The following is a 24,770-nucleotide window of genomic DNA, read 5'->3' on the forward strand; positions in this document are numbered from 1 at the left end:
ACGGGGCTTCGCATTCCGGCTCCCGGGGGCCGGCGCGCCCCCTGCCTCACTCGAACTCGGTCGTGTCCTGGATGTCGCAGTCGGTGAAGGACGGGGGCCTGGTGCAGAGCGCGGCCATCCGCTCCGCGAACTTGCTCGTCTCGGGGGATTCGCTGTTGCGCATGGCCTCCTCGTGGGAGTCGAACTCGACCAGGACCAGGTAGCGGTTCGGCTGGTTCCTGTCCTTGAGGACGAGGCGGCGCCGGGGGCCGTCGGCGCGGTTCCCGAGGTCCTGCTCCCCCTCCTCGGCGAGCGCCCGCATCTCGTCGATGCGGTCGGTCTCGAAGTCGATGATCTGTACGAACCTCGGTGCAGTGCCCATGGTGCCTCCGCCGGTAGCGGGTGTCTCCGGATGGAGAGCGCCCGTGTTCCAAACAAGCACCGGGAGCGGTGCCCGGCAATGCGCCGCGCACCGCTCCCCGGGCTGGTTGTTCCTACGTCGTCCGTGGTCAGGCCTGGATGCTGTCCTTCGGAGCGCCTTCGCTCGCCGTCTGCGCCGCCTCGGCCGCCGCCTGCTTCTTCGAGGCGCGCAGGCTGGTGATCGTGGTGACGATCAGGACGGAGCAGATGACGCCGAGCGAGACCGGGATGCTGATCTCGGGGACGTGGACCCCGGACTCGTGCAGCGCGTGCAGCACCAGCTTGACGCCGATGAAGCCCAGGATGATCGACAGGCCGTAGCTGAGGTGGACCAGCTTCTTCAGCAGCCCGCCGATGAGAAAGTACAACTGCCTCAGGCCCATCAGCGCGAAGGCGTTGGCGGTGAACACGATGTACGGGTCCTGGGTGAGGCCGAAGATCGCGGGGATGGAGTCGAGGGCGAACAGCACGTCGGTGGTGCCGATCGCGAGCATGACGACCAGCATCGGGGTCATGACCCGCTTGCCGTTCTGCTGGATCCACAGCTTGGTGCCGTGGTAGCGGTCGGCGACGCCGAACCGGCGCTCGGCGGCCTTGAGCAGCTTGTTCTCCTCGAACTCCTCGTCCTCCTCTTCGGCCCGCGCCTCCTGGACGAGCTTCCAGGCGGTCCAGATCAGGAAGGCACCGAAGAGGTAGAACACCCAGGAGAAGCTGGCGAGGATCGCGGCGCCCGCGGCGATGAAGAGGGCCCGCAGGACCAGGGCTATGAGGACGCCTATCAGCAGGACCCGCTGCTGGTACTGCGACGGGACCGCGAACTTCGCCATGATCAGCACGAAGACGAAGAGGTTGTCGACGCTGAGCGACTTCTCGGTGATGAAGCCGGCGAAGAACTCCCCGGCGGGCCGGCCACCGCCGAAGACGAGCAGGCCGAGTCCGAAGAGCCCGGCCAGGGCGATCCAGACGACGGTCCAGATACCGGCTTCCTTGATCGACACGTCATGCGGCTTGCGGCCGATGAAGAAGTCGACCGCGATCAGGGCGGCCAGGCCCACGATGGTGAGAACCCACAGGTTCAGGGAAACATCCACTGCGCCTCCGGCAGTACGTAACGGCAGGTAATCAGCGTCGTCGCGCTGCCGGAGGTCTCTTCCGCCCGGTCCCGGGCCGACGCCCCGGGATCGAGTCGATCCGTATTGACGGGTGCGCCGCAGCAGGGAGTACTCCCCTCCGTGAGGAAGACAGTACCCCAATCACCAAGGAAAGGTAAAGCGATTGGCAAAAGAAGTGCCAAGTTCCCAGGTCAGAGTTCTTTACGTGTACTTGGTACGGGCCGTCGCGACCTGGGCCAGCACCTGCTGGAGCACCTGGCTCCCCGGGGGCACGAGCGCCGGTTCGTACGTCCAGGCGTGCCCCACCCAGGGATCCGCCAGGTGGTCGTCGGGCACCGGGGTCAGCCGGAGCAGCCCGCGCCACAGCGGGTCCAGCAACGGACCGTAACCGGCGGCGTCCTCCCGGTCGGCGACCAGCATCAGATGGACGCCGACGGAGGGACCCTCGTCCGCGAGGTAGCGGAGCTGGTTCACCGCGCGGTCGTCGAAGCCGTGCGGGAAGTCGTTGACCACCAGAAGCTGCTGGGAGGTGTCGAAGCCCGGCGGGAGGGAGTCGGCCGCGCCGCCGCGCACCGCCATCTGCACCAGGTCGACACGCTGGGTCAGCCGGCCCAGGACGTCCGCCACACCCGTCGCGCCGGCGGCCGGCGGGGCGGCGAGCACTCCGGACCGCACGAGCGGTGCGAGCGCCTGGGCGCCCGCCCCGGCCGGGTCGATGACGTGCACGGTGAACTCGCCCGCCGGGTACGCCGCCAGCAGCCTCGCGGTGTGGGCCACCGCGGACACCAGGGCGAGGTGCCGCAGCTCGTGGGAGTCGAGGAGGGAGTCCTCGGACGACTGCGTGGTTCCGCTGTCGAGCCACAGCCCGCGCTCCAGCGGGAGACGGACCAGCAACGGGATGCGCAGGGGGTCGCTCTCGGGCAGGTGGAGGTCCCCCAGACGCAGGGCCATGGGCATCTCCATGGGGACGCGGTAGGCGTGCCAGACCGGGTTGTCCCAGCGGGCATAGGCCGGCGGCAGCGCCGGTTCGACGACATCGGCCTCGGCGGTGAGCTGGACGAGGTCGCGGTCCAGCGCCTCCCGGGCCTGGTCGACGAGCTGGATGTGCCTGGCCTGGGCCGCTTCGCGGGCGGCGTCGCCCTGGCCGCCGATCCTGCTGCGCGGGTCGGACAGGACCTGGTCCAGCTCCTTCTCCAGGCGCGTGTCGGCGAAGTCGACGGCACTGCGGTAGGCGGCCGTGGTGCGGGCCAGGTCCTCGAACATGCCCCAGACCTGGTTGTACAGCCGCTCCTCCATGGACCAGCCGGTCGCGTCACCCGCGACGGGCGTCGCGGGCTGCCCGGGCTGGGCCGGCGGCGCGGTGGGCGCGGGCGGCGGAGCGGCGTTCTGCCGACGGGGGTGGACGTAATTGACCGGGCCGCCCGCGGCGGCGGTCGGGGGCGTCGACTGGGGGTGCGGCACAGGCGCGGAGTCCGGCTGCACCGGCCCCGCCGAGGCGCCCGTCGGCACGGAACCCGTGGGCGCGGAACTCGCCGGCGCGCCCGTCGGGCAGGCCGTCCCCGTACCCGACTGCGGGCTCTGACCCGTGCCGTACGGCCCGTTGGTGCCCTGGCCCGCCGCGTGCGGACCGGGGCCGCCCTGGGCTCCGTACGGGGAGCCGCTCGAGTCCGGGCCGAGTGCGGAGGCGGCAGCCTGCCGGGCGCGGTCGCCGTCGGCCGTACGGGGCGGCGGGGCCGTCACCGAGCGGGCCAGCCCCTGGGCCACCGCCTCGTTGATACCGGCCGCGAGCTGGTGCGCCTGCGGCAGGCCCTGGTCGGTGAGGAGCTCGGCGAGACCTCCCGCGTACCCCTGGCCGACGGCGCGCACCTTCCATGCGCCCTGGCGCCGGTAGAGCTCCAGCGCGACGACCGCCGACTCGGCGCTCAGGCCGGTGAGGGTGTAGGTGGCGACCTCGGTGCCGTCGAGGCCGGTGACCGCGACGGCGGGGGGCGGGACGGAACCGAAGCTGACCGGCCCTCCCCCGTCGCCCGGGGGCAGGGAGAGCAGGACGTTGACGCGGTGCACGCTCTCCGGCATGGCGTCCAGGTCCACCGCGAGACGGTGGTCCGCGGCCGCCTGCCGGGAGACCTCCAGCCCGGGCAGCGTGGGAGAGCCCGGGTGGGCCACCCACTCGACGTCCTGTGCCCTGCCGTTCTCGTCGCTGAGCGTGGCCACGGCCACGACCGGCGTACCGGCCGAGACCCTGATCTCGAGGCGGACCCGGGAGAGCGGGTGGTTCTGCCCCCGCACCAGCTCGGCCGTCATCGCCTGTCCCCCTGTGTCGCGTGTGGTGTTGTCGTGTCCGCGGGCCGGCTCCTGTCTACAGGAGCGGCAGGACGGTGGGCATCAGGTCCTGGAAGGTGCGGCCGTTGGCCGGGGCGCCGAGGGCCGTCATCGTCCAGCCCTGGCCCGAGCGGTGCACCTTGGCCATGATCTGGGCCGTGTAGGCGCCGCCGCCCGCGAGCGTGTAGCGCGCCAGCTCCTGGCCGTTGGTCTCGTCGACCAGACGGCAGAAGGCGTTCTGCACCTCCTGGAAGGTCTGCCCGGTGAAGGAGTTCACGGTGAAGACGATCTGGTCGATGTGGACCGGGACGCGCGCCAGGTCGACGAGGATCGCCTCGTCGTCGCCGCCCTGGCCGACGCCGCCCACCAGGTTGTCACCGGTGTGCCGGACGGAGCCGTCGTCGCTCACCAGGTGACGGAAGAAGACGACGTCGACGGGCTGCTTGTCCGCGAACAGGACGGCGGAGGCGTCGAGGTCGATCTCCCGGGTGCGGGAGCCGAAGAGGCCGCGCCGGGGTGCCGCCTGCCAGCCGAGACCCATGCGGACCGCGGTCAGGCTGCCCCCGTCGTTCTTCTGCAGACTGATGGCCTGGCCCTTGGTCATGTTGACGGTCACGGGCTGATTCCCCTCTCGAACTGTCCCCTGTTGCCGCGGAGTCCGCGGTTGCCGAAAACCCTACGCACAGGCACTGACAGTGCCGTACCCGGGCACGCACTTTGTGTCGGTCTTGCAACACTCGGCGTGTGCGGCCCGGGCGCCGGAACCGCGCGGGTCCGTCAGGCCAGACCCGCCTCCTTCATCTGACGCAGTTCCTTCTTCATCTCGGAGACCTCGTCGCGCAGCCGGGCGGCGACCTCGAAGTGCAGGTCGGCGGCGGCGGCCCGCATGCGCTCCGTCATCTCCTCGATCTGCTGGGCGAGTTCGGCCGCGGGACGGTCGGTGGGCACCGTCTCCTTGGCCTTGCCCTTGGCGGACTTGGCCTTCGCAGCCTTGGCCGCCTTGTCGCCGAGGGAGGGCACCGGGGCCTTGGTGCCCCCTCCGTCCTTCTTCGCCCGGTAGCCGGTGCCGAGCAGCTGCTCGGTGTCGACCTCCTCGCGCGCGATCTGCGCGACGATGTCGTTGATCTTCTTGCGGAGCGGCTGGGGGTCGATGCCGTTCGCCTTGTTGTAGGCGACCTGCTTCTCGCGGCGGCGGTTGGTCTCCTCGATGGCCCGCTCCATGCCCGGGGTGATCTTGTCGGCGTACATGTGGACCTGGCCGGAGACGTTGCGCGCGGCGCGGCCGATGGTCTGGATCAGCGAGGTGCCGGAGCGCAGGAAGCCCTCCTTGTCGGCGTCGAGGATCGCCACGAGCGACACCTCGGGCAGGTCGAGGCCCTCCCGCAGGAGGTTGATGCCCACCAGGACGTCGAACTCGCCGGCGCGCAGCTCGCGCAGCAGCTCGATGCGGCGCAGCGTGTCGACGTCACTGTGCAGATAGCGCACCTGGATGCCGAGTTCCAGGAAGTAGTCCGTGAGGTCCTCGGCCATCTTCTTGGTGAGCGTGGTGACCAGGACGCGCTCGTCCTTCTCGGTGCGCTTGCGGATCTCGTGCACGAGATCGTCGATCTGGCCCTCGGTGGGCTTGACGACGACCTCCGGGTCGACGAGGCCGGTGGGACGGATGATCTGCTCGACGACGCCGTCCCCGCGCGAGAGCTCGTACTTGCCGGGCGTCGCCGACAGATAGACGGTCTGCCCGATGCGCTCCTGGAACTCCTCCCACTTCAGCGGGCGGTTGTCGAGGGCGGAGGGCAGGCGGAAGCCGTGGTCGACCAGGGTGCGCTTGCGGGAGGCGTCGCCCTCGTACATGGCGCCGATCTGCGGGACGGTGACGTGCGACTCGTCGATGACGAGCAGGAAGTCGTCCGGGAAGTAGTCGAGCAGGGTGTTCGGCGGGGAGCCGGGGCTGCGGCCGTCGAAGTGCATCGAGTAGTTCTCCACGCCGGAGCAGGAGCCGATCTGGCGGAGCATCTCGATGTCGTACGTGGTGCGCATGCGCAGGCGCTGGGCCTCCAGGAGCTTGCCCTGCTTCTCCAGCTCGGCCAGCCGCTCGCCGAGCTCCTTCTCGATGTCGTTGACGGCCCGCTCCAGGCGCTCGGGGCCGGCGACGTAGTGGGAGGCCGGGAAGACGTACAGCTGCTGGTCGTCGCTGATGATCTCGCCGGTGAGCGGGTGCAGCGTGGAGAGGGCCTCGATCTCGTCGCCGAACATCTCGATGCGGACGGCGAGCTCCTCGTAGACCGGGAAGATCTCGATGGTGTCGCCGCGCACCCGGAAGGTGCCGCGGCTGAACGCCATGTCGTTGCGCGAGTACTGGATGTCCACGAAACGGCGCAGCAGCTCGTCCCGGTCGATCTCCTCGCCGACCTTCAGGGGGACCATCCGGTCCACGTACTCCTGCGGGGTGCCGAGGCCGTAGATGCAGGAGACCGAGGCGACCACGACGACGTCACGCCGGGTGAGCAGCGAGTTCGTCGCGGAGTGGCGCAGTCGCTCGACCTCCTCGTTGATCGAGGAGTCCTTCTCGATGTAGGTGTCCGACTGCGGGACGTACGCCTCGGGCTGGTAGTAGTCGTAGTACGAGACGAAGTATTCGACCGCGTTGTTGGGCAGCAGTTCCCGGAACTCGTTCGCCAGCTGGGCGGCCAGGGTCTTGTTCGGGGCCATCACCAGGGTGGGCCGCTGGAGCTTCTCGATCATCCACGCGGTGGTGGCGGACTTGCCGGTGCCGGTCGCGCCGAGGAGGACGACGTCCTTCTCGCCGCCTTCGATGCGCTTGGCGAGTTCGGCGATGGCCGCCGGCTGGTCGCCGCTGGGCTGGTAGGGGCTGACGACCTCGAAGGGCGCCACCGTGCGTTCGATGTGAGAGACGGGCCGCATGCCATCAACCGTACGACCACCCACTGACAACGAGGCCGGATCAGCGGTTCTGCGGGGTGCGGGACTCCCGGTGGGGCACCCTGCGGCGGGCGCGCGGCGCGGGACGGCCGGCGGAGTGCCGCACGGGCGGGTGCGCCGGGACGCCGGGCCGGTGCTCGGCGCGGGTCCGGTCGGGCCTGCCCACCACCATCAGCGGGTCGAACACCACGACGACGCCGGCGAGGAGGAGGAAGGCGAGGGGTCCGACCAGCATCGGGGCGAGGAGGGCGGCGGGCGAGTCGCCCTCGGCCGGCGTGCCGGTGGCGTGCAGATGGACGCTCAGGGCCGCCATGCCCGTGTAGTGCATGCCGGTGACGGCCAGCCCCATGACGAGGCTGGCGCCCACGCTCCACGCGAAGCCCCGGACCTGTCCGGCGGCCCACAGGGCGGCGGTGGCGGCGGCCATGGCTATGGCCACGGAGACGGAGACGGTGAACGTGTTGTATTCCAGCTTTCCGCTGAAGCGCATCCCGGCCATGCCGAGGTAGTGCATCGACGCGATGCCCAGGCCGGTGATGGTGCCGCCGGTGAACAGCGCGGTGCCGGTGGCGCCCCGGTAGCCGACGATGAAGATCCCCACGCCCACCATGATGATGGCGACGCCGAGGCTCGCGTAGGTCGTCGGTTTGTCGTAATGGATCGGGGCTCCCGCGACCGTGAAACCCATCATCGCGATGAAGTGCATGGTCCATATGCCGGAGCCGATCGCCGCCGAGCCGAGGGCCAGCCATCCGGGGCGCCAGGAGTGGGCGACGAGCCGGGCTCTGGTCGTGCAGCGCAGGCCGAGAGCACCGCCGAGGCAGGCCATGACGTAGGCCACCAGCGGTGTGACGAGTCCGTAGCTGAAACCGTCGACCGTGCCTTGCATGCGCGGTTGCCCTTCCGCCCCGTTTTGCTTGATTTCCCTGAAACGCGCCCCTCCCCAGGGCCGCGCGAGCGGCCAAGGCTGAGAGAGAGTATGACCCCCACCGGAATGGTCGAACGATTTTCCGGCAAAGAAACACGCCCTTACCCCACATGTGCGGCAGCGGTGAGCGGTCTCGGGCATCTCCGTTCATCGTGTGGTCGTCCCGCACCCCTCCGTCGTTGACTCTGTGCTGTCACAGTTGAGCTGTACGTGATCAACCGACGCGAGGAGTACGTATGCACGCGCGCGCAGTTGCCGCCACGACCACCGCGCTCCTGGGCACCGTCGCCCTTCTGCTCCCCGTCCACGACGCCCGGGCCGGCATCCCCGCCCGGGCCGTGGTGATCGCCCACCGGGGGGCCTCCGCGGTCGCCCCGGAGAACACCCTCGACGCCGTCGACGAGGCCGCCGCCCTGGGCATCCGCTGGGTGGAGAACGACGTCCAGCGCACCAAGGACGGCGAGCTCGTGGTGATCCACGACGACACTCTCCGCCGTACGACCGACGTCGAGGAGGTCTTCCCCGACCGTGCCCCCTGGAAGGTGAAGGACTTCACCGCGGCCGAGATCGCGCTGCTGGACGCGGGCAGCTGGTTCGGGGAGACGTACGCGGGCGCGCGTGTGCCGACACTCGAGCAGTACGTCGAGCGTGTGGAGCGCAACCACCAGAAGCTGCTCCTGGAGATCAAGAACCCCGCGCTCTACCCGGGGATCGAGCAGCAGACGTTGAAACTCCTGAGCAACGAGGGCTGGCTCGACCGGCGGCATCTCGGCGCCCGGCTGATCGTGCAGAGCTTCAGTGCGGAGAGTCTGCGCACCGTGCACGAGCTGAAGCCGGGGGTGCGGACGGGTCTGCTGGGTGCGCCGGCCGCGGCGGACCTGGCCCGGTACGCGGGCTTCGCCGACCTGGTCAACCCGTCGTACACCGCGCTCTCCCGGGACTACGTGGACGCCGTGCACGCGCTGACGGGACCGCACGGCCGACCGGTGCGAGTCTTCGTCTGGACCGTCGACGACGCCTCCACCGCGAGGACCGTCGCCGGATACGGCGTCGACGGCGTCATCACGAACAAACCCGACGTGGTGCGCAGGGCCCTGTACTGGTACTGACCCCGTCGTACCGACCCCGTTGTCAGTGGCGGGCCGTACGGTGGGTCGCATGAGCAGCCACGGGCAGAACGAGCAGCAGGTCGTGTGGGCCGTCGTCGGCACCGACATCGGTCCGCTGCTGCTGGCCGCGACCGGAAAGGGCCTGGTCAACGTCGTGTTCCATGCCACCGACGCGGTCCGCGACACGGCTCTGGGCAGGCTGGCGGACAGGCTGGGCACGGACCCGGTCGAGGCCCCCGGTTCCCCTCTGCTGGCCGAGGCGATAGGCCAGGTCGAGGCCTACTTCGCGGGTGACCGGCGCGACTTCGAGCTGCCTCTGGACTGGTCGCTGATCTCGGGATTCAACCGCCAGGTCCTGCGCGAACTCGCCACCGGCGTGCCGTACGGCGCGGTCGTCGGCTACGGCGACCTGGCCAAGCGGGTCGGGCAGCCGGGGGCGGCGCAGGCGGTGGGCACGGCCATGGGCGCCAATCCGCTCCCGGTCGTCGTGCCCTGCCACCGGGTCGTCGAGAGCGACGGCGGTATCGGCGGGTTCGGCGGCGGTCTGGAGACCAAGCGGAGACTGCTCGCGCTGGAAGGGGTGCTGCCCGAGCCGCTGTTCTGAGGATCACGTCGGGCCCGCCTGGACCGGGTTTCGTCCGCCATGCCTCGCGGGCCGGTGGCGTCCCCCACAGGCCGTCGGGGTTTGGCCGGGCGCGCCGCCCGCCAGAGATGAGGGAAGACCCGAGGACAGGAGACAGGCGCATGGTGCTGGTGGTGTCGGAAGAGGTGCGGGAGGCGGTCGACGCGCGTCGACCTGTGGTCGCGCTGGAGTCCACGATCATCGCGCACGGGCTGCCGCGCCCGCGCAACCTCCAGGTGGCGCTGGAGCTGGAGTCGGTCGTCCGCGCGGAGGGTGCCGTTCCGGCGACCATCGCCGTCCTGGACGGGCGGCCCCATGTCGGTCTGGACAAGGAGCAGTTGGAGCGGGTCGCCAACGAGGACGGGATGCGCAAGCTGGGCCATCGCGACCTGCCGCTCGCGGTGGCCTCGCGGGCGAGCGGGGCGACGACGGTGTCGGCGACGGCGCTGCTGGCGGCCCTGGCGGGTGTGCGGGTGTTCGCGACGGGCGGGCTCGGCGGGGTGCACCGGGAATGGACGGTGACCCAGGACGAGTCCGCCGACCTGGGGCTGCTGGCGCGTACCCGGATCACCGTGGTGTGCGCGGGGGTGAAGTCGATCCTGGACGTTCCGGCGACCCTGCAGCGTCTGGAGACACTGGGCGTGGCCGTCGCCGGTTACGGCACGGACCGCTTCCCGGGCTTCTACCTGTCCGACTCGGGGCATCCGGTGGAGTGGACGCTGGACACGCCCGCGCAGGTGGCCGACGTGATGCGGGCTCAGGACACCCTCGGCGAGCCGGAGTCGGCGCTGATCGTCGCCAACCCGGTGCCCGTGGAGGAGCAGCTCGATCCCGGGCTGCACGCGCGGGTGCTCGCCGAGGCGCTGCAGGCGTGCGAGGAGAAGGGCGTGACCGGCCAGGGCGTCACACCGTTCCTCCTCGACTACCTGGTCCGGCACACCGACGGGGCGTCCCTGAGCGCCAATCTGGCGGCGGTGCGCGGCAACGTGCGGCTGGCGGCACGGATCGCCGCGGCCTGGGCCGAGGTGTGACCGGGCGGCCGGGCGGAGCGGAACGCGCGCACGGCGGGCCGGCGCCGGCTCCGGGCGGGGCGCTTCTGGTCGTCGGGGACGTGGTGACGGACGTCGTCGCGCGCCATCGGGGGCCCTTGGCTGCGGGGACGGACACGGCCGCCGTGATCCGGACCCTGCCGGGCGGCGCGGGCGCCAATGTGGCGTGCTGGGCCGCGCATTGGGGGTGTGCGGACGTACGGCTGCTCGGCCGGGTGGGCGAGGATGCGGTGGCCTGGCACGAACGGGAGCTGACCGCCTGCGGGGTACGGCCCCGGCTCGTCGTCGACCCGCAGGCGCCGACCGGGACGGTGATCTGTCTGGTCGACGCGGACGCCGCGGCCGAGCGGACCTTCCTCACCGACAGCGGCGCCTCACTGCGGCTCGAACCCGGCGACTGGTCGGACGCGCTCCTGGACGGGGCCGGCCGGCTGCACCTGTCGGGCTACCTGGTGTTCTCCGGGTCCGGGCGCGCGCTGGTGCGTACGGCGGTGGCGGCGGCGCGCGCCCACGGAGTGCCGGTGAGCCTCGATCCGGCGTCGGCGGGATTTCTGGCCGCACTGGGCGTCGACCGCTTCCTGGACCTGGTCGAGGGGGTGGACGTGCTGCTGCCCAGCCGTGACGAGGCGTGTCTGCTGACCGGGTTGCCCGACGGGGCGGACGCCGCTGCCGAACTGAGCCGCCGTGTCCCGCTGGTGGTGGCCAAGGAGGGCGCGGCGGGGGCGCTGATCGCGCGGGACGGCAGCGTCCTCACCCGCGTCCCCGCCGTCGCGGCGACGCCCCGGGACACCACGGGCGCCGGCGATGCCTTCACGGGCGCATTTCTGGCCGCCCTGCTCACCGGCGCGGAGCCCGGGGCCGCGGCGGCGGAGGGGTGCAGAGCGGGGGCCCGGGCGGTCGAACAGGTCGGCGCGCGACCACCCGCGCCCGGCACCGCGTCGACGCCGAGGATCGCGGACGGGACCCGCGTCGGCTGAGGCCGGGTCCGGGGGGCCGCGTCAGCGCTGAGGAACACTTCGCTCGCGGGCGGGAAACCCGCCCCGGGCGACCGTCGCCGCGCCTCGCCACCTCGCCGTGCCGCGCCTCTAACCCTTCCGTCCCCACGCCGAGATCATCGGGGCCGTGGCCAGGTCCATGGTGCCGGAGGCGACGTTGGCCAGGTGGCGGTCGATCTCCTCGTCGGTCGCCAGGCCGGCGCTGACGAGCCCGCCCCGGATCTGCCGGACGGTCGCCGACTCCAGGGCCGCGCAGGCCGGTGAGGTGACCGGGAAATAGGCGTCGGCCTCGACCCGTTGCAGCCCGGCCTCGCGGAGCAGACGCGGGAGCTTACGGCCGTAGGAGAGGTCGGCTCCCCGGTCGGCGAGCAGCTTGCGGAAGCCGTGCCGCAGCCGGTTCGCCAGCTGCTGTCCGGGGCCGTGCTCGTCGGGGCAGAGCAGGGGCTGCAGCGCGGGGTCGCCGTCCTCGATCAGGAGGCGTCCGCCGCGGCGCAGGGCCTTGACCATCGAGCGCAAGGCCCGCTCCCGGTCCGGGACATGGACCAGGACGAGCCGGGCGTGCACCAGGTCGAAGCCCTCGGTGGGGGGTTCGTCGACGCCGACGTCGTGGACGCGTACCTCGACCGGCGGCCGGGCGGCCGGGGTCAGCCGGGAGGTGTCGATGTCGGTGGCGACGACCTTGCCGGTGGGGCCGACCTTCTTCGCCAGCCAGGTCACGACGGAGGTGCCGCCGGCCCCGACCTCCCAGCAGCGCCAGCCGGGGCCGACGCCCAGCCCTTCGAGGTGGCGGAACGTCGTGGGGTCGAAGAGTGCGGCGAAGGCGTCGAAGCGTTCCCCCGCCTCGGACTGCTGGTTGTCGAGAAGGTACCCGTCGGTTCGCGTCATGTGCCGATCATCCCAGTTGTCCCGCTTGCCGCAGCCGGTCGACGCGGCCCGGATCGCTCGTCGCGCCCACGGTGACAGGGCGTGGAATCCAGGCGTGGGCGGCCGCCAGTCGCGTCGGAGCGGCCGGGCAGTCCGTCTCGGTGGTGGCCCGAAGTCCCGTCGTCCACAGGCGGGAACAAAGCGGAACCGGCCCTTTCCACAGGCTTTCCCACGGCGGGCGCGAGCCTGGCAGACTGGCTGGCCAGGGCGCAGGAGCGCGACGCGAGGAGATGCACGCAAGGAGATCCACATGACCATGGCGGGGAATCTGCGGAAGGTCACCGGCCTCGGAGGGGTCGGCGGCCTGCGGAAGGTGGCGCGGTTGGCCCGGCGGCGCACCCGGGTCGACCTCAGCCACCCCGCGCGCTCCCCGCTGGGGTCCTCGGTGGTGAACTGCGTGACGTACAGGGACGGCGTCCGGACCCCCGTCAGTGCCGATCTGGTCGACACGGTGGAGCGGGTGCGCAAGAGCAGCCACGGATTCGTCTGGCTCGGTCTGCACGAGCCGACGAACGACGAGTTCGCAGGGATCGCCGAGCTCTTCGACCTGCATCCGCTGGCCGTGGAGGACGCCGTCGAGGCCCATCAGCGCCCCAAGGTCGAGCGGTACGGCGAGACGCTCTTCGCGGTGTTCAAGACGGTGTGCTACGTCGAGCACGAGGAGCTCACGGCGACGAGCGAGGTGGTGAACACCGGCGAGATCATGGTGTTCGTCGGCCAGGACTTCGTGGTCACGGTCCGGCACGGGCGGCACGGTTCGCTGGGTCCGCTGCGCGAGGAGCTGGAGTCGGATCCCGCCCAGCTCGCCAAGGGGCCGTCGGCGGTTCTGCACGCGATCGCGGACCATGTCGTCGACGACTATCTGAACGTCACGGACGCCGTGCAGGCCGACATCGACCAGGTCGAGGCGGACGTCTTCGCGGAGAACGGCGCACGGGCCGACCCCGGACGCATCTATCAGCTCAAGCGTGAGCTGCTGGAGCTGAGGCGGGCGGTGGTGCCGCTCAAGCGCCCGCTGACGGACCTCGCCGACCGGCCGGTGCGGGTGGTCGACCCGGAGATACAGGCTTACTTCCGGGACGTCTCCGACCACCTGCTGCGGGCCACCGAGCAGATCGCCGCGTTCGACGAGTTGCTGAACTCGATTCTGCAGGCGCATCTGGCGCAGGTCACGGTCGCGCAGAACGAGGACATGCGGAAGATCACGGCCTGGGCCGCGGTGATCGCGGTGCCGACGATGGTCTGCGGGGTGTACGGCATGAACTTCGATCACATGCCGGAGCGGCACTGGACGTTCGGCTACCCCCTGGTCATCGGCGTGATATCCGTGGCCTGCCTGGTGCTGTACCGCGGCTTCCGGCGCAACGGCTGGCTCTGAGGGGGCGTCGCCCGGAGACGGGGCGACGCCGGCGGGACGTCAGTACGGGGTGGAGCCGGTCGTGGCGTAGACGCTCTCGGCCCAGGAGGCGATCTGGTCCTCGCTCAGGTTCCGGGCGAGGTCGGCCTCGCTGATCATGCCCACCAGGCGCTTGTTCTCGATGACGGGCAGCCGGCGGATCTGGTGGTCCCGCATCTCGCGGAGCACGTCGCCGACGTCGGCGCTCGCCTCGATCCAGCGCGGGGTGCCCTGGGCCATCTCGCCCGCGGTGACCCTCGACGGGTCGCGGCCCATGGCCACGCAGCCGACGACGATGTCGCGGTCGGTGAGGATGCCGCAGAGCCGCTCGTTCTCGTCGCTGATCGGCAGGGCTCCGACATTGAGTTCGCGCATCAACTGTGCGGCGCGGTCGAGTGTTTCGTGAACGGGGATCCAGCGGGCGCCCCGGTGCATGATGTCTCCGGCTGTGGTCATGGATACCTCCCGGTGCCGGACGGCCGGCGCGGCGCGGGGAGCACCGCTGGTCCCGGCGGCCTCTCCATTCTCGTCGGGCTTGCGGACACCCGCATCTCACCGGTTGCGTCCGGCGCCCGGGTCGCAACCGCACGGCGGGGACGGGCAGAAGCGGTCCGCCGCCTGGCGGAGGGGATGACGCCAGGGCGTGGTGGATCGCCCGCCCCCCCGGGACCGGCTCACCCGCCCCACGCCGGATGGCGCGGATCGTCCGCCCGGACGAGGACGTCGGCCGTGGCGGCCGGGTCGGTCTCCTCGGCGTAGCTGTCGAAGGCGGGCAGAGTCCACTGGTCCGCCTCCGGGGTGCGCCGGCGCAGGGCGGCCGGGGAGAGCTGGACATGGACGGTGAGGTCGAACGGGAACCAGTGCCGCAGCAGGAGGGGGCCGTGCAGCAACAGAAAACCGCCGGGCGGGAGTCGGACGTAGGGGCTGCGCGTGGCGCGGTCGGTGGCGGGGTCCCAGAAGTCGGGGAGGATCCGTCCGTCGCCGCCGGGTTCGAGGGGGCCGAACACCTCGCGCCAGAGGGCGCCGGTGTCGAACCAGCCGCTGGAGTAGGCCTCCACGTCGTGATGGCCGTACTCCAGTCGAACGGAGGCGGGGCGCAGGAAGCCGTGCGCGTCGACGACACGGGACGCGCGGCCTCGTATCCGCAGTGCTTCCGCGACGCGTGCGGCGAGGTCTCCGGGGCGGGCCGCCGGAGCTCCGTCGAAGGCGACGCGGGGCCACGGGCTGCCGTCCGCCGGCTTCAGGTCGAGCAGCCGCTCGGCGAGAAGGTCGCCGAGCCGTTCCCAGGTGATCGCTTCGAGTCGCACACGGCCCATGATGCGTCAGGCGCCGGCCCGGGCGCGCCGGGGTCCTCGTGCACGGGGCCACGTCCCGTGCGCACCGGGCCCGCAGGGACGGGCGGACCGGAGCCCCTGACCACGCGGTGCTGGATACCGCGCCCACCGGCGGGAATGAAGCCCTCATGGCAGCAGTCACGACTCCCCCGTCCCGCACCGGGCTCCTCGTCGTACAGCCGCTTCGGCGCAGGCACTGTGCCGGGTGCCGCCGGGGACCGCAGCCGATGCTGGTCCTGGACGAGGGCGGCCCGCGCTGCCTGGACTGTGCCGATCTGGGGCACCTGGTGTTCCTGCCGCGCGGCGACACGGCACTGACGCGCAGGTCGAGGGAGGAGAGCACGCTCTCGGCGGTGGTGGTGCGGTTCAACCGGCGCAAGGGGCGGTACGAACGGCAGGGCGTCCTGGTCGAGGAGGCGGGACTCGCCCGGGCCGAGGAGCGGTGCCTGGCCGACGCCGAGGCGCGGCGGCGGCGCCGGCTGCGGGACGCGCGGCGGCGGGCCGCGCAGGACGAGCGGTTCACGCAGGCCTTCGCGGCGGAGATCCTGCGGCTGTTCCCCGGCTGCCCGGCGGACCGGGCCGGGGAGATCGCGGCGCACGCCTCGGTGCGGGGCAGCGGGCGGGTGGGGCGCAGCGCGGCCGGGCGGGCGTTGTCCGAGGGCGCGGTCGTCTCGGCGGTCGCGGCGTCCGTACGGCATCTGGACACGCCGTACGACGACCTGCTGATGGGCGGCGTGCCGCGCAACGAGGCGAGGCGGCGGATCGCCGCGCGGACGGAGCGAAGGCTGCGGGAATGGCGGGAGAGCACCGGCGCCGGCTCGCCCGAAGGCACGGGGGCCGGCTCGCCGGAAGACGCCGGGACCGCCGCACAGGGCTGCCGCCCGACCACCGGGAGGCGACCGCACATGACCTCCCCCGTCCCGGCCGCGGTCACCGGGCAGGTACGGGATTTCACTTGAGGTGACTGATCCGACCGGGCAGGATCTGCGCACGACACGGGGAGTTGACGTCGATGGCAGAAGGGCCGTATCCGATGCTCGCGCTGCTGGGAGTACTCGCGACGGGGCTGATGGCGGGGGTGTTCTGTGCCTTCTCGGTGCTGGTGATGCGGGGTCTCGCCGCGTTGCCGCCCGCGCAGGGCGTCGCCGCGATGCGGGCGATCAACTCCTCGGCGATCACCCCGGCGTTCATGGCGCTGTTCCTCGGCTCGGCGGGGCTGTGCGCGGGAATCGCCGTGGTGACGTTCCTGCTGTGGCCGGACGAGGGCAGGATCCCGCTGCTGCTGGGCAGCGCGCTGTATCTGGTCGGTGCGTTCGGGGTGACGGTGACGGCGAACGTGCCGCGCAACGAGGCGCTGAGAAAGCTGGAGCCGGACACGCCCGAGGCGGTCACGTACTGGCCGACGTACGTGCGCGAGTGGACGCGGTGGAACCATGTGCGGGCGATCGCCTCGGTGGCGGCGGCGATCGTGTACGCGCTGGCCCTGCTCTGACTCTCTGCGCGGGTGGCCGGCGGGACGTATCGTGGCCGAAAGAGTGCCGCCCGATGACGCTCGGCCTGTCCACGCGTACGCAAGGAAGACGCCCATGGCCGATCCCAAGGGATTCATGACCACGCCCCGCCAGGACTGGCCCCGGCGGCCGGTCGAGGAGCGGGTCCGGGACTGGGACGAGGTGTACGTCCCCGGGGCCCTTCTGCCCGTCATCAGCAAGCAGGCCGACCGCTGCATGGACTGCGGCATCCCCTTCTGTCACGACGCGTGTCCGCTCGGCAACCTGATCCCGGAGTGGAACGACCTGGTGTCGCGGGAGGACTGGCGGGCGGCGAGCGACCGGCTGCACGCCACGAACAACTTTCCGGAGTTCACCGGGCGGTTGTGTCCGGCGCCGTGCGAGGCGGGGTGCGTCCTCGCCATCAACCAGCCCGCCGTGACGATCAAGAACGTCGAGGTGGCGATCGCCGACCGGGCCTGGGAGGAGGGGTTCACGCCGCCCCGGCCGCCGGACCGGCTCTCGGGGAAGACCGTGGCGGTGATCGGCTCCGGACCGACCGGGCTGGCCGCGGCGCAGCAGCTGACCCGGGCCGGGCACACGGTCGCCGTGTACGAGAGGGACGACCGGATCGGCGGTCTGATGCGGTACGGCATCCCCGCGTTCAAGATGGAGAAGCACCATCTGGAGCGGCGGATCGAGCAGATGCGCGCCGAGGGGACCCGGTTCCGTACGGGGACGGCGGTCGGCCGGGACGTCGGTGCCGCGGAGCTGCGGGCCCGCTACGACGCGGTGGTGATCGCCACCGGGGCCACGGCCTGGCGGGAGCTGCCCGTTCCGGGGCGCGAGTTGACCGGAATACACCAGGCGATGGAGTACCTGCCGCTGGCCAACCGGGTGTGCGAGGGAGATCTGGAGGTCTCGCCGCTGTCCGCCGCCGGCAAGCACGTCGTGATCGTCGGCGGGGGCGACACCGGAGCCGACTGTCTGGGGACGGCGGTCCGCGAGGGCGCGGCCTCGGTGACCCAGCTGGACATCTACGCCCAGCCCGGCGTGGACCGCGACGAGGACATCGACCCCTGGCCGACGTACCCGAAGATCTACCGGCTGTCGGCCGCGCACGAGGAGGCGCGCGACCTGCGCAGCGCGCCGGCGGCCGACGCGGACGCGCGCCTGTTCGCCGCCTCCACGCTCCGCTTCACCGGCGACGAGGGCGGGCAGGTGCGCGCACTGCACCTCGTCGAGGTCGACGCGCTGCGCCGGCCGGTGGCGGGCAGCGGGCGGGCGCTGCCCGTGGACCTGGTCCTGCTGGCGCTGGGGTTCTCCGGGCCCGACCGCGAGGACGGGCTCGTGGACCAGCTGGAACTGGCGCTGGAACCGCGCGGCACGATCGCGCGGGACGCCGGCTTCGCGACGAACGTCCCCGGGGTGTTCGCCGCCGGGGACGCGGCGCGCGGACAGTCGCTGATCGTGTGGGCGATCGCGGAGGGGCGCGCGGTCGCGGCGGCCGTCGACCGCCACCTGTCGGGCAGTTCGCGGCTGCCGGCTCCCATCTCGCCGCACGACCGGCCCATGAGCGTCTAGGGCGCGCCCTCGGCGACGAGGTGACAGGCCTGACGGTCTCGCGCCGATTCTCCGCATTTATGCCCCACTAATGTCCTAAAAGTGGCTTACGGGCTACAGGGATCGGCACAGCGGTGGAATCATCGGAACAGGAGGTGTGCTGTCGCCGTGTCCTGATCCGGGTCGGCAGCGGCCCGCCCCGTCCTTCGTTCCGCCGTCAGGCGCAGGGTCCGGCCCCGCGCGTCCCCCCTGTTGGCGGTCGGTCCTGGAGGGTGTCGATGACGACGCTCGACGAACGTCACGGAGAAGGCGCCCGCGGGGAAGGCCCACGGGACGAGGTCACCCTCGGCCCGGTGGCGGCCCACGGCCCGGCCACCGTCCCTCTGCGGGAGCCCGGCGCCGCGATCCCCGGACGGGCGGGATCCAAGGCCGCGAACCTCGCCCGCGCCGCCCGCGCCGGACTGCCCGTCCTCCCCGGATTCGTGATCCCGCACCGCGCGGGCGGCCATCCGGTGGCCCTCTGGCGGGCCTGGGACGAGCTCTCGGAGGGCGGGGCCCGCCCGCTCGTCGTACGTTCCTCGTCGCCGCAGGAGGACACCGAGGAGTCCTCGCTGGCCGGCCGGTTCGTCTCCGTGCTCGACGTACGCGGCTGGCCCGCCTTCCGTGCGGCGGTGCGGAGCGTGCTCGACTCGGCGCACCGGCCGGACGGGCCCACGGCGCCCATGGCGGTGCTCGTGCAGCCGATGCTCACGGCGCGTGTCGGAGGGGTGCTGTTCGGTGCCGACCCGGTCGAGGGGCGGGCCGACCGGATGCTGGTGAGCGCGGTGCGCGGTGGCCCGGACAGCCTGGTCAGCGGGGCGCAGGCCGGTACCAACTACTGGCTGAGCGGGCACGGTCTGCTGCTGCGGACCGAGGCCGCACGGGCGAAGCCGCTGCTCACGCGCGCGGAGCTGGTCCGGCTGGCGAGGCTCGCGCGGCGGGCCCGGAAGGTCTTCGGCGGGCCGCAGGACATCGAGTTCGGTTTCGACGCCGACGGCCGGCTGTGGCTGTTCCAGAGCCGCCCCATCACGGCGATGGCGGTACGGCCGCCGCGCGGGGCGCGGCTGCTCGGGCCCGGACCGGTCGCCGAGACACTGCCCGGCCTGCTGACGCCGCTGGAGGAAGACCTGTGGGTGACTCCCATGGCCCGCGGGCTCGCCGCCGCGCTCGACATCGCGGGCAGCGCACCGCGTCGGCTGTTGCGGACGGTGCCGGTGGTCACGACGGTCGGTGGGCGCGCGGCCGCCGATCTGCGCCTGCTCGGCGCGGTCGCGCCCGCGCACCGGTGGCTCGCGCTGCTCAATCCGGCGCCGGGAGCGCGCCGGTTCGCAGCGGCCTGGCGGGTGGGGCGGCTGGCCGCGGCGCTCCCGGGTCTGGCCATGGACCTGGCGGCGGACGTCGACCGCCGGCTGGCCCGCATCCCCCCGCCGGCCGGGCTGCCCGCCCCCGTCCTCGCCGCGGAGCTGCGCTGGACCCGCAGGGTCCTGGTGTCGCTGCACGCCCAGGAGACCCTCGCGGGCGCCCTCCTGCGCGAACCCCCGAGGAGCCGCACCGCGGCCGGAACGGCACTCGCCGCCCGCGCCGCCGCCCGCGCCCGGGGCCTGTCCGACGACCGCGCGACCGCCGCGCACCCGGTGATCCTGGCCCTCACCGCACCGAGCCTCCTGGACCGGGGACGGCCACCCCCGGCACGGGCGCCTGCGCCGGAAGGGCCGGAGACGGGGACAGAGACGGAGACGGAGACGGCAGTGACAGAGGCACCGGGGCGGACCGCCGTCGACCGGAGCCGCCACAACGGCGGACCGCCCGGCACCGGCACCTCCCTCACGGCCGTCACCGCCCCGGGCGTCCCCCTCCCCGCCGGCGCCCCCGCGCTCCCGCCCCGCGAGGCCCTCCGGCTGCGGATCCGCTGGGTGCAGGAGCTGCAGGTCCGGCTGGTGCGGGAGGCGGCGCCGCGGGTGGGAGTCGAGGTGGCGGACGCGGCGCTGCTGCGCTGGCGCGAACTCGGCGCCGCGCTCGACGGCGGCGCGCTGCCGGACGACGTCCACGCGCGCGTGCCCCGCCCCGCGTCGCCACCGCTGCCGGACGTCTTCCGGCTGACGGAGGGCGGGGTCGTGGTCGCCGAGCACCATGACGGTCACGGCGGACGGGGCGTGTCCGGGGGCCGTGCGGTCGGGACGGTCTGGGACGGGACGGGCCCCCGGCCCGAGGATCCGGTGCTCGTCGTGCGCACCCTGGACCCCGCGCTCGCCCCCCTGCTGCCCGGCCTCACCGGCCTGGTCGCGCAGACCGGCAGCCCGTTGTCCCACCTGGCGGTCCTGGCGAGGGAGTTCGGCCTGCCCGCGGTCGTCGGCGCCACGGACGCCGTACGCCGCTTCCCGTCCGGGGCGCGGCTCACGGTCGACGGGACCACGGGAGACGTACGACCGGGGGAGGCGCCATGAGGAGAGTCGCGTTCGTCCTCGCCGGCCTGGCCGCCGCCGGGGCGGCCACCTACCTCGTCGTCTACCTGTACTGGTGGCAGTGGCAGCGGGCCCTGATCTGCGGGGTGCTGCTGCTGGTCGTGGAGGTGATGCTGTTCGGCGTCGTCCTGCTGGGGCGGCTGACCAGGATCGAGCAGCGACTGCGCGACACGGACCGGCGGCAGCGGGAACAGGACGCACGGCACGAGGACGTCCACGCCCGGCTCCGGCAGACTCCCGCCGAGCTGGAGGAGGCCCGCTTCCGGTGGCTGGCGGACCCCGCGGACCGTACCTACGTCTTCGTGCCGGTCCTCATGGTCACCGGCGTACTGCTGTCGGGGCTGGCCTGGGTGGTCCAGCGGATCGCCTCCGCGACCGCACGTCCGGCGGAACACCGGCTGGCAGGGCGGCTGGCGGTCCTGACCGCACCCGACCCCGAAGGCCCCGCCCACCGCCATGCCCTCAGCGGCACGCACGGCGGCCACGACGGCTACGACAGCCACGACAGCGGCCACGGCATCCGCGACCGCAACGGCTCGCTCGGCCCCTACGGCCCCCACGACCCGTACGCCTCGTACGACCCCTACGACCCGTACGCCCCCCACCCCTACGCCCCCCTCGACCTGGAGGACCTGCCGCTGCCCGGCAGCTCGCCGCCCTCCCGTGGCCGCACCGCACGCGTGGCCGTGGTGGGGACCGTCGGCGCCGCCCTGCTCGCGGGGACGGTGGTGGGGATCGCCGAGCTCACGCAGACCCGGGAGGAGGCGGAGAACAGGAACAGGGCGACCTCCGTGATCGTCCGGGTCGACATACGGGGACCGGACATGACGGCCGCGCGCAGGACCCTGGCCGCCGAGCAGGTCTGGGAGCGCTGCCGGGACTCCACCTCCGTGCCGCTGCGCCACGCGGCCCTCGGCGACCTCGGCGACGGTCTCTTCGCCGGGACCGTACGGCCCGCGCTCACCGAACACGACCGGCTGCGGCTCACCGGCTGCCTGGAGGACGCGACGCTGGAACGCGCCCATCTCACGGTGGTCGGGATCGGTGACGCGGACGCGGAGGACGGCTGATCGGACACCGGGTGACGCGCGGACCGCCGTGTGGTGCGCATATGCACACGTACACGGACAAGACTCTCAGGGGGCACCCGGGCTACCCTTGGCAGCGCGTCCACGTCCCCTACCGTCTGGTCGCCCATGGCTGTTCTCACCGCTGCCCTGCCCACCCCTGCCCTGCGCAAGCGTCCCCTCCCACGGCGGGCGCTGCGCGTCCTGATCGCCCTGGTCATCGGGTACGTCGCCCTCTGGGCCGCCGGCGCCGGCGGCATCGCGGCTCTGTCGTACTGGGCCCGTGAGGAGACCTCCGCACCCGCGGGCACGCGGACGGTGCAGGGCATCCACAACTTCCAGCCGGTGGGCACCGAGGGACGGCTGTGGCGCGGTGCGGCCCCCTCCCCTGCCGGGTACCGCGCACTGGCGGGCCTGGGCTTCACCACCGTCATCGACCTGCGCGCCGAGGACCTGAGCGCGGCTCAGCTCGCCCACCCCCGTGACGCCGGTCTGAACGTCGTACGCCTGCCCATCCGTGACGGACAGACACCGCGGCCCGAGCAGGTGAAGCGGTTCCTCGCGACCGTCGGGCAGGGACCCGGGAAGGTGTTCGTGCACTGCGGCGCCGGAGTGGGCCGCACCGGCACGATGGCGGCCGCGTACCTCGTGGAGACGGGACAGGAGTCCGCGTCGGGGGCGGTCCGGCGCAACCTCGCGGTCGGACCGCCGTCGATCGAGCAGATCTACTACGGGCTGCACCTCGAACGCACCGAGGCCGAGCAGCCGCCGCTGCCGGTCGTCGCCGTGAGCCGTCTGGTGGACGCCCCACGGCGGATGCTGACCTGGTTCTGACCTCACGGGCCCCGGCCAGGCCGTCGCCGGCCCGCCGGCCCGCGCGGGATCACGGCTTGCGGGCGACCGCCCCGTAGCCCGGGATGACCCCGTCGTCCTGACCGGGGACCGGTTCGCCGAGTTCGGGGTGCCAGTCGGGGACGACCGCCACGCCCGGGTCGACCAGGTCGAGGCCGTCGAAGAACCGGCTGAACTCCTCGCGGGAGCGCAGGGCCAGCGTGACGCCCGCCGCCCTGAGCTTCTCGGTGGCCGCCGCGGACTCCTCCGGGGTGAAGTCGGCGGTGGCGTGGGTCATCATCAGGTAGCTGCCCGAGGGTAGCTCGGCGAGCAGCCGTCCGACGAGTTCGTGGGCGCCGTCCTCGTCGGAGACGAAGTGCAGCAGCGCGACCAGCGACAGGGCCACCGGCCGGCTGAAGTCCAGGATCTTCCCGGCCCCTTCGACGATGGCGGCCGGGTCCCGGACGTCCGCCTGCAGGTACTCCGTGACGCCGTCGGGCGTGCTGCGCAGCAGGGCCGCCGCGTGGGCCAGCACGATCGGGTCGTTGTCGCAGTAGACCACCCGGGCGTCCGGTGCGATCCCCTGGGCGACCTGATGCAGGTTGGGCTCGGTCGGGATGCCCGTGCCGACGTCCAGGAACTGGCGTACACCGTTCCCGGCCAGCCAGCGCGTGGCGCGGTGCATGAAGGCGCGGTTGACTCGTGCCATCACCGGCACGCGCGGGTCGAGCGCGAGCATCTGGCGGCCCATCGCCTCGTCGACGGGGTAGTTGTCCTTGCCGCCGAGGTACCAGTCGTACATCCGCGCCGGATGGGGTCTGCTGGTGTCGATCTGGACGCCGGGGGTGGGTTCCTGCCCGGTCATGAGGCCCTCCGTAAAACACAACGAGTAATCAAGTCAGCACCGAAATAGGGAAGTTGAACGAAAAGACGACCATCGAAAGGCAAGGTACAGGGCAGCCGGGTCACGACAGCAGGAAGTCCGCCTCCCCCGCCTTGGCGCCCTCGATGAACGCCGTCATCTCGTCGGTGGTGTAGATCAGCGCCGGACCGTCCGGGTCGGTCGACTGCCGGACGGCGATCCTGCCGTCGGCGAGCTTCATCGCCTCCAGGCAGTTGCCGCCGTTGCCCCCGCTCCATGGCTTGTGCCAGCCTTCGCTGCCCAAGTCCCGCGCGGGCATGCCGTTGTAGACCCGTTTGCGCGGCTTGATGCGATCCATTCACAGCTCCTTGCGGAAATCCCTGAGGATCTCCTTCGTGCGATGTGCAGTAGCGGCCTGCGCCGCCATGCGGTCCATGACCTCGAGGTGGGTCGCCACCTCGGAGCGCGCGTCGAGATAGACGGCGCCGGTCAGGTACTCGCTGTAGACCATGTCCGGAAGCTCCGGCATGGCGAATCGGAACAGCACGAAGGGCCCGTAGGTGCCGGGGTGCGGCCCGCCCGCGAACGGGGCGACCTGCAGCGTCACATTGGGCAGCTTCGTCGCCTCGAGCAGTTTGTCGATCTGCGCGCGCATCACCTCCGGGCCGCCGACCGGGCGGCGCAGCACCGTCTCGTCCATCACGACCCACAACCGGGGCGCGTCCTGACGAGTGAGCAGTTCCTGGCGTTGCATGCGCAGGGCGACGAGACCCTCGATGTCCTCCGGCCGCGTCTGGCCGATGGCACCGGACCTCAGGACGCCACGCGCGTAGTCCTCGGTCTGGAGCAGACCGGGGACGAAGTGCGGTTCGTACTGGCGGATCAGGGCGGCCGCGCCCTCCAGGCTGACGTGCATCGAGAACCAGCCGGGCAGGACGTCGTGGAACCGTTGCCACCAGCCGGGCTTGTTGGCCTCCTCGGCCAACTGCACGAACCCGTCCGCCTCCTCGTCGGTGACGCCGTACGCCTTCAGCAGCAGCTGGAGGTACGGAATTTTGAGGCCGACCTCGGCCATCTCCATACGGCGGACGGTGGCGGGTGCGACGCGGAGGATTCGGGCCGCCTCCTCGCGCTTGAGCCCTGCGCGTTCCCGCAGATCCAGCAGGCGCCGGCCGAGGACGACCTGTCCGACGGTCGGCGCGGACCGCGGTTCGCTCACGCTCCACCTCCACGAAGAGCCCGGCAGGCCGGTCGCCTTGGCCGCACTGGGCCCCGACCGGCCGGTACCGAAACGAATCCTGACAAGCCTTACGGCGCCATTCGAAG

The 24,770-nt window shown here is 72.3% G+C and carries 23 protein-coding genes; 11 read left to right on the top strand and 12 right to left on the bottom strand.

Going from position 1 to position 24,770, the window contains the following annotated elements; translation table 11 throughout:
• Nucleotides 1–46 precede the first annotated feature (46 nt).
• From ACFY30_RS21130 to ACFY30_RS21155, 6 genes are all read right to left on the bottom strand, one after another.
• Complete coding sequence (locus ACFY30_RS21130; protein WP_390846705.1) at nucleotides 47–361, bottom strand: hypothetical protein; 315 nt, start codon at nucleotides 359–361, stop codon at nucleotides 47–49.
• Between the two features lie 127 nt (nucleotides 362–488).
• Nucleotides 489–1,490: a TerC/Alx family metal homeostasis membrane protein gene (locus tag ACFY30_RS21135; protein ID WP_390846706.1), complete on the bottom strand. Its 1,002-nt coding sequence runs from the start codon at nucleotides 1,488–1,490 to the stop codon at nucleotides 489–491.
• 222 nt (nucleotides 1,491–1,712) lie between these two features.
• Entirely contained in the window at nucleotides 1,713–3,815 is a 2,103-nt protein-coding gene (locus ACFY30_RS21140) for a TerD family protein (RefSeq protein ID WP_390846707.1), read from the bottom strand.
• Between the two features lie 55 nt (nucleotides 3,816–3,870).
• Entirely contained in the window at nucleotides 3,871–4,449 is a 579-nt protein-coding gene (locus ACFY30_RS21145; protein WP_390655968.1) for a TerD family protein, read from the bottom strand.
• A gap of 161 nt (nucleotides 4,450–4,610) precedes the next feature.
• The gene (gene uvrB / locus ACFY30_RS21150; RefSeq protein ID WP_390846708.1) at nucleotides 4,611–6,755 is read right to left on the bottom strand and encodes an excinuclease ABC subunit UvrB; all 2,145 of its coding nucleotides are present in this window, start codon (nucleotides 6,753–6,755) and stop codon (nucleotides 4,611–4,613) included.
• A 40-nt stretch (nucleotides 6,756–6,795) separates the two neighbouring features.
• Nucleotides 6,796–7,662, bottom strand: coding sequence for an MHYT domain-containing protein (locus ACFY30_RS21155; RefSeq protein WP_390846709.1), 867 nt, complete (start codon nucleotides 7,660–7,662; stop codon nucleotides 6,796–6,798).
• Between the two features lie 275 nt (nucleotides 7,663–7,937).
• Here ACFY30_RS21155 and ACFY30_RS21160 point away from each other — a divergent pair, with 275 nt between their 5' ends.
• The 4 genes from ACFY30_RS21160 to ACFY30_RS21175 all read left to right on the top strand — a co-directional run bounded on the left by ACFY30_RS21160 (nucleotide 7,938) and on the right by ACFY30_RS21175 (nucleotide 11,458).
• The gene (locus ACFY30_RS21160) at nucleotides 7,938–8,810 is read left to right on the top strand and encodes a glycerophosphodiester phosphodiesterase (protein WP_390846710.1); all 873 of its coding nucleotides are present in this window, start codon (nucleotides 7,938–7,940) and stop codon (nucleotides 8,808–8,810) included.
• 49 nt (nucleotides 8,811–8,859) lie between these two features.
• On the top strand, nucleotides 8,860–9,414 hold the full coding sequence (locus ACFY30_RS21165; RefSeq protein ID WP_390846711.1) for a methylated-DNA--[protein]-cysteine S-methyltransferase: 555 nt from the start codon (nucleotides 8,860–8,862) through the stop codon (nucleotides 9,412–9,414).
• 140 nt (nucleotides 9,415–9,554) lie between these two features.
• On the top strand, nucleotides 9,555–10,463 hold the full coding sequence (locus ACFY30_RS21170; protein WP_390846712.1) for a pseudouridine-5'-phosphate glycosidase: 909 nt from the start codon (nucleotides 9,555–9,557) through the stop codon (nucleotides 10,461–10,463).
• Nucleotides 10,460–11,458 carry a carbohydrate kinase family protein gene (locus tag ACFY30_RS21175; RefSeq protein ID WP_390846713.1) on the top strand — a complete coding sequence of 333 codons (999 nt, stop codon included), beginning with the start codon at nucleotides 10,460–10,462 and terminating at the stop codon, nucleotides 11,456–11,458. The genes ACFY30_RS21170 and ACFY30_RS21175 overlap by 4 nt, the downstream gene beginning before the upstream one ends.
• Before the next feature lie 108 nt (nucleotides 11,459–11,566).
• Here ACFY30_RS21175 and ACFY30_RS21180 read toward each other — a convergent pair whose 3' ends face one another.
• Nucleotides 11,567–12,361, bottom strand: a complete 795-nt coding sequence (locus ACFY30_RS21180) for a methyltransferase (protein WP_390846714.1) — start codon at nucleotides 12,359–12,361, stop codon at nucleotides 11,567–11,569.
• A gap of 289 nt (nucleotides 12,362–12,650) precedes the next feature.
• Here ACFY30_RS21180 and ACFY30_RS21185 point away from each other — a divergent pair, with 289 nt between their 5' ends.
• Nucleotides 12,651–13,778, top strand: coding sequence for a magnesium and cobalt transport protein CorA (locus ACFY30_RS21185; RefSeq protein WP_390846715.1), 1,128 nt, complete (start codon nucleotides 12,651–12,653; stop codon nucleotides 13,776–13,778).
• 39 nt (nucleotides 13,779–13,817) lie between these two features.
• Here ACFY30_RS21185 and ACFY30_RS21190 read toward each other — a convergent pair whose 3' ends face one another.
• Both ACFY30_RS21190 and ACFY30_RS21195 read right to left on the bottom strand, forming a co-directional pair.
• On the bottom strand, nucleotides 13,818–14,252 hold the full coding sequence (locus ACFY30_RS21190) for a CBS domain-containing protein (protein WP_390655960.1): 435 nt from the start codon (nucleotides 14,250–14,252) through the stop codon (nucleotides 13,818–13,820).
• A gap of 218 nt (nucleotides 14,253–14,470) precedes the next feature.
• Nucleotides 14,471–15,112 (bottom strand): uridine kinase, encoded by a 642-nt coding sequence (locus ACFY30_RS21195; protein WP_390846716.1) that lies wholly within the window; start codon nucleotides 15,110–15,112, stop codon nucleotides 14,471–14,473.
• 146 nt (nucleotides 15,113–15,258) lie between these two features.
• Here ACFY30_RS21195 and ACFY30_RS21200 point away from each other — a divergent pair, with 146 nt between their 5' ends.
• The 6 genes from ACFY30_RS21200 to ACFY30_RS21225 all read left to right on the top strand — a co-directional run bounded on the left by ACFY30_RS21200 (nucleotide 15,259) and on the right by ACFY30_RS21225 (nucleotide 22,585).
• Entirely contained in the window at nucleotides 15,259–16,089 is an 831-nt protein-coding gene (locus ACFY30_RS21200; protein ID WP_390846717.1) for a DUF2293 domain-containing protein, read from the top strand.
• A gap of 53 nt (nucleotides 16,090–16,142) precedes the next feature.
• The gene (locus tag ACFY30_RS21205; protein ID WP_390846718.1) at nucleotides 16,143–16,622 is read left to right on the top strand and encodes a DUF1772 domain-containing protein; all 480 of its coding nucleotides are present in this window, start codon (nucleotides 16,143–16,145) and stop codon (nucleotides 16,620–16,622) included.
• A gap of 94 nt (nucleotides 16,623–16,716) precedes the next feature.
• Nucleotides 16,717–18,204 carry a glutamate synthase subunit beta gene (locus ACFY30_RS21210; protein ID WP_390846719.1) on the top strand — a complete coding sequence of 496 codons (1,488 nt, stop codon included), beginning with the start codon at nucleotides 16,717–16,719 and terminating at the stop codon, nucleotides 18,202–18,204.
• Between the two features lie 257 nt (nucleotides 18,205–18,461).
• Nucleotides 18,462–20,666, top strand: a complete 2,205-nt coding sequence (locus ACFY30_RS21215; protein WP_390846720.1) for a PEP/pyruvate-binding domain-containing protein — start codon at nucleotides 18,462–18,464, stop codon at nucleotides 20,664–20,666.
• Nucleotides 20,663–21,754 carry a hypothetical protein gene (locus tag ACFY30_RS21220; RefSeq protein ID WP_390846721.1) on the top strand — a complete coding sequence of 364 codons (1,092 nt, stop codon included), beginning with the start codon at nucleotides 20,663–20,665 and terminating at the stop codon, nucleotides 21,752–21,754. Before ACFY30_RS21215 ends, ACFY30_RS21220 begins: the two co-directional genes overlap by 4 nt.
• Before the next feature lie 126 nt (nucleotides 21,755–21,880).
• Nucleotides 21,881–22,585, top strand: a complete 705-nt coding sequence (locus ACFY30_RS21225) for a dual specificity protein phosphatase family protein (protein WP_390846722.1) — start codon at nucleotides 21,881–21,883, stop codon at nucleotides 22,583–22,585.
• Nucleotides 22,586–22,634: 49 nt separating this feature from the next.
• On the opposite strand, the gene ACFY30_RS21230 is transcribed toward ACFY30_RS21225, so the two are convergent.
• The 3 genes from ACFY30_RS21230 to ACFY30_RS21240 all read right to left on the bottom strand — a co-directional run bounded on the left by ACFY30_RS21230 (nucleotide 22,635) and on the right by ACFY30_RS21240 (nucleotide 24,663).
• Nucleotides 22,635–23,447, bottom strand: a complete 813-nt coding sequence (locus ACFY30_RS21230; protein WP_390846723.1) for an SAM-dependent methyltransferase — start codon at nucleotides 23,445–23,447, stop codon at nucleotides 22,635–22,637.
• Nucleotides 23,448–23,547: 100 nt separating this feature from the next.
• Entirely contained in the window at nucleotides 23,548–23,802 is a 255-nt protein-coding gene (locus tag ACFY30_RS21235) for a DUF397 domain-containing protein (RefSeq protein ID WP_057580268.1), read from the bottom strand.
• On the bottom strand, nucleotides 23,803–24,663 hold the full coding sequence (locus ACFY30_RS21240; protein WP_390655953.1) for a helix-turn-helix transcriptional regulator: 861 nt from the start codon (nucleotides 24,661–24,663) through the stop codon (nucleotides 23,803–23,805).
• Nucleotides 24,664–24,770: the final 107 nt, after the last annotated feature.

This window comes from Streptomyces sp. NPDC000345 (assembly GCF_042898825.1).
Classification (GTDB): Bacteria; Actinomycetota; Actinomycetes; order Streptomycetales; family Streptomycetaceae; genus Streptomyces.

Excerpts from the sequence above, each read along its gene's own strand:
- ACFY30_RS21220 (WP_390846721.1), top strand. The coding sequence starts at position 20,663 with ATGAGGAGAGTCGCGTTCGTCCTCGCCGGCCTGGCCGCCGCCGGGGCG.
- ACFY30_RS21205 (WP_390846718.1), top strand. The coding sequence starts at position 16,143 with ATGGCAGAAGGGCCGTATCCGATGCTCGCGCTGCTGGGAGTACTCGCG.
- ACFY30_RS21180 (WP_390846714.1), bottom strand. The coding sequence starts at position 12,361 with ATGACGCGAACCGACGGGTACCTTCTCGACAACCAGCAGTCCGAGGCG.
- ACFY30_RS21235 (WP_057580268.1), bottom strand. The coding sequence starts at position 23,802 with ATGGATCGCATCAAGCCGCGCAAACGGGTCTACAACGGCATGCCCGCG.
- ACFY30_RS21225 (WP_390846722.1), top strand. The coding sequence starts at position 21,881 with ATGGCTGTTCTCACCGCTGCCCTGCCCACCCCTGCCCTGCGCAAGCGT.
- ACFY30_RS21165 (WP_390846711.1), top strand. The coding sequence starts at position 8,860 with ATGAGCAGCCACGGGCAGAACGAGCAGCAGGTCGTGTGGGCCGTCGTC.
- ACFY30_RS21190 (WP_390655960.1), bottom strand. The coding sequence starts at position 14,252 with ATGACCACAGCCGGAGACATCATGCACCGGGGCGCCCGCTGGATCCCC.
- ACFY30_RS21230 (WP_390846723.1), bottom strand. The coding sequence starts at position 23,447 with ATGACCGGGCAGGAACCCACCCCCGGCGTCCAGATCGACACCAGCAGA.
- ACFY30_RS21160 (WP_390846710.1), top strand. The coding sequence starts at position 7,938 with ATGCACGCGCGCGCAGTTGCCGCCACGACCACCGCGCTCCTGGGCACC.
- ACFY30_RS21155 (WP_390846709.1), bottom strand. The coding sequence starts at position 7,662 with ATGCAAGGCACGGTCGACGGTTTCAGCTACGGACTCGTCACACCGCTG.
- ACFY30_RS21195 (WP_390846716.1), bottom strand. The coding sequence starts at position 15,112 with ATGGGCCGTGTGCGACTCGAAGCGATCACCTGGGAACGGCTCGGCGAC.
- ACFY30_RS21210 (WP_390846719.1), top strand. The coding sequence starts at position 16,717 with ATGGCCGATCCCAAGGGATTCATGACCACGCCCCGCCAGGACTGGCCC.
- ACFY30_RS21130 (WP_390846705.1), bottom strand. The coding sequence starts at position 361 with ATGGGCACTGCACCGAGGTTCGTACAGATCATCGACTTCGAGACCGAC.
- ACFY30_RS21200 (WP_390846717.1), top strand. The coding sequence starts at position 15,259 with ATGGCAGCAGTCACGACTCCCCCGTCCCGCACCGGGCTCCTCGTCGTA.
- ACFY30_RS21185 (WP_390846715.1), top strand. The coding sequence starts at position 12,651 with ATGACCATGGCGGGGAATCTGCGGAAGGTCACCGGCCTCGGAGGGGTC.
- ACFY30_RS21140 (WP_390846707.1), bottom strand. The coding sequence starts at position 3,815 with ATGACGGCCGAGCTGGTGCGGGGGCAGAACCACCCGCTCTCCCGGGTC.
- ACFY30_RS21170 (WP_390846712.1), top strand. The coding sequence starts at position 9,555 with ATGGTGCTGGTGGTGTCGGAAGAGGTGCGGGAGGCGGTCGACGCGCGT.
- uvrB (WP_390846708.1), bottom strand. The coding sequence starts at position 6,755 with ATGCGGCCCGTCTCTCACATCGAACGCACGGTGGCGCCCTTCGAGGTC.
- ACFY30_RS21215 (WP_390846720.1), top strand. The coding sequence starts at position 18,462 with ATGACGACGCTCGACGAACGTCACGGAGAAGGCGCCCGCGGGGAAGGC.